2 protein-coding genes are annotated in these 3138 nt (G+C 59.1%); both read right to left on the reverse strand.

The genetic code is table 11. From position 1 onward, the window contains the following. Positions 1–1323, reverse strand: a 1323-nt coding sequence (locus tag AOQ71_RS44635; protein ID WP_057740974.1) for an IS4 family transposase, incomplete at its 3' end; no start/stop codon positions are given. Between the two features lie 613 nt (positions 1324–1936). Beyond that, a partial coding sequence (locus AOQ71_RS42245; protein WP_057740878.1) for an ISL3 family transposase occupies positions 1937–3138 on the reverse strand: 1202 nt, incomplete at its 5' end.

Consider the following 3138-nt stretch of genomic DNA (forward strand, 5'->3'; position numbering starts at 1 on the left):
GTATCCTCCGAGCCGCGCGATCTTGACGACGTAGTGGGAGATCGTGGTTCGTTGAGAGCGGTTGGCACCCCGATCTTTCACCAAATGATCGAGAAGCTTGATTTCGGTTTCCGTCAGCGCCGTTTGCGGCGGCGCATTCGGCGTGGAGCGATTGAGCATCGTCATCCAGAAGACGCGCCAGCTCACAATGCAGAAGACCGCGATCAGATTGACCAATCGCTCAGCGGTTCGCAATTTCGACTCCTCCGCCTTGCAGCCCGATTTGAGGATCTTATGGAAGACTTCGATCTTCCACCGCAGCGCGTACCACTCGAGCTTCTCGATGGCGTCCTTGCGCGATTGGACCGGGAGATCGGTGAGAAGCTTCCACTCGATTTTCTTTCGCCGCTTCGGCGTTCCGCGCTCTTGAGCATGGATCACGGTCAGAGTGAGTGCAGGATATTTCTTCTGCTTGCCGATCGGCGGCAGAATTCGAAGCTTGCGGAATCGAATTTCAAGAAGCGCTTCATCCGGATCACCTTTGTCATCCTTGACAGCCACCCGGTGCAGACCTTTGACCGCGACCTCGTCCATTTCGTCGGCAATTGTATGATTGCCGTCCCCGGCGAGTCGATCAACGCAGGTTCGCACCAGGAAATGCGTTCCAACCTCTTCGGCCAGACAGAACAGCTCATAGATGTCGCTCTCGCGATCGCCGATATGAACGCATTGTCCAGGGGCAGCGAGAAGGTCGGTCGATTGTCGTAAATTCTCCAGCCAGCGGATGCTCTCCTTCTGCTCGATCGGAACCCGTGTCGGATTGATCTTTCGCTTCAGGGCCGTCGTCCCCTTGAACTTCTTGCGTGTCCAGAACTTGATTGCCGCCAGTCCGAGCGGAAGCCCCTCGGTCGTCACGGCGAGGCTCGAATGCATCAGGATGCCGCACTGCGTGCGCCCTGCCGTCTTACCTGTAAAGCCAATCAGATCCGGCTTCTCTCGCTTGAAGCTGAATTCCGTCGTGTCATGGAGGACAAGGATCGGCCCCTCCGTTGTCGTCGCGCGCCCGTGCGTCGCCTCAAAGTGGCCGCCAAGAATATCCGCCTCGTTGACCCGTTCGTTGGAGAAGAAGCGATACGCGGCCTTCGTGTTCGCCCAGTCCTGACAAACCAGCGGGATGCTCTGACCCATGTCGCTCCCGATCAGCCCGAGCAACTTGCAAAATCGGCGGCCGAGCCGCTCATCCTTAAACTCGCATCCCGCAACTTCCCGATCAACCCACGTCTCGATGCCGGTCGTCAATCGCTGAGCACGCGCTTCCGCAAGATCCTTTAGTACCAAGCCCACCAAGCACCATCAAATTCGAATCAGGTGCTCGACAACGAATCACAAGAGATTCTGCCGATTCAAGTTTTCGCCGCGGACACGTCGTCTAAATCGACCGCAAATTGTGGGTAATTGGAAGGTGAGCTACGCGCTTACGAGGTATGGCGTGAGGTCTGCGATCATCTGCTGCAAATTGATCCCTCGCCTCCGGCATGTGATTTCCCGGATTCGGTCTTTGAATTTGTCGAGGGCTTTCGGCGCAATGCGCCGCTCGCTCCCGTCATTCGCAATGCTGAATCCGAAAAATTTACGTTCCTCGCGCCACCGCGCTTTTGGCCTCGTTGACTTTCAAGCGGAGCTGGTTGGTCAGGAACCGGCTTATCGAGGCCCTCACCCTTGATCCACGCTTCCTTCAGACCCCGCCTCGCGGCGGCAGCCCTTGCGTTTCTCTATCCCTTCACCTCGATCAGGTTTGGTATAAGACTTTCACTTCCGAGCTATTGAACATGCCCGGCACACAACGAAGCCGCTTGCCGCGCGGCAAACAGGATGGAAGCACTGTCACCCTGATTGGGTTCTTCCGCATATTTGGTGCAGCTTGAGCGACTGGGGTTGGATAGGGTGTGGGTTGTTCTCAGGCAGCCAGAAGGACGCGTCGACGTAATAGCGGGTAGCTTGCCCGGCCATACATTTGTCGTTTGATGGCTTTGATCCTGCTGATCTGGCCTTCGACCGGACTGGTTGTCCAGGAGGTAGTTATTGCCGCTCGGACCGCATCGATGTCGCGCGCGATGCCGTTGGCGAAGCTCTTGAGCTCGCTGTTGGCTGCTTGCGTGATCCATTCATCGAGCTCGGCGATGTCGCTACCACTGAGAAGGGACACAAACCGCTTCGCTAGATCGGCCGCCGTGGCGAGTTCCGGAGCTTGCGCAAACAGATGGCCGAGGAACAGCCTGGCTTCAGCATCGATCTGATCCGGATCCTGGCTCAAGTACCAAGCACAGCGACGACGCGTGGGAGCTTTCCAGGTCAGGTGTGGTTGTACTGTTCCTCCCGCGTCCGCACGTGCACGCCTGTCCGCGGCCCATCGCGCGACGGTCACCCGACTTCCAGTATACCCCTGTTGCTGAAGCTCTCGCCAAAGCTGCTGGCCCACCTGGCAGCCGGAGGCCCACCGCGCTTCGAGCCACGCCTCGAAGGGACCGATAAGATGTGAAGGTCTGTAAGGACGCGAATGCTCCGGTTCGCCGCCAGCGGCTAGCCAGCGCTGTACAGTGCGTCTGTCGACACCGAGCAGGTGGGCGATCCTGGATGTCGGGCAACCTTGCTCGCGTAGGCGACAGATTTCATCCCAGCGTTCGCGTCGCGCAGCCTTTCGATCCGCCCGCAACTGTGCAAGGCCGGGCGGCGCCGTGGAACTGCCGGTCTTCGGTCTTTGCGCGGACGCCATGATTTGTACGGCGGCGGCTACGTTGTGACGATGGCGGCCGACCGCGTGGCGCAGGGCGTCCCCCAAACTGTTGAGCAGGTGCCAGCGGTCCGCCACCTGCACCGCGTCGGGCGCGCCGCAGCGTGTGCCATCAGCATAAAGTCCCGCACGATCGCGGGCGACGACCTTGATTCCGGGCCAGCGCTTCAGCCAGCGCGCAACACTGTCGGCGTTACGATCGGGAAGTAGGTCAAGCACGCAATTGCGCTCCAGATCGCAGATGATCGTTCCATATCGCTGGCCACGACGCCAAGCCCAATCGTCGATGCCGACAACGGTCGGGGCAACGAAATCCGGCAAGGGAGCCGAGTGAATCATTCGGAGCAAGGTATCGCCACTGACCGGCA

The sequence above is a fragment of the Bradyrhizobium manausense genome (assembly GCF_001440035.1).
GTDB classification, from domain to species: domain Bacteria; phylum Pseudomonadota; class Alphaproteobacteria; order Rhizobiales; family Xanthobacteraceae; genus Bradyrhizobium; species Bradyrhizobium manausense.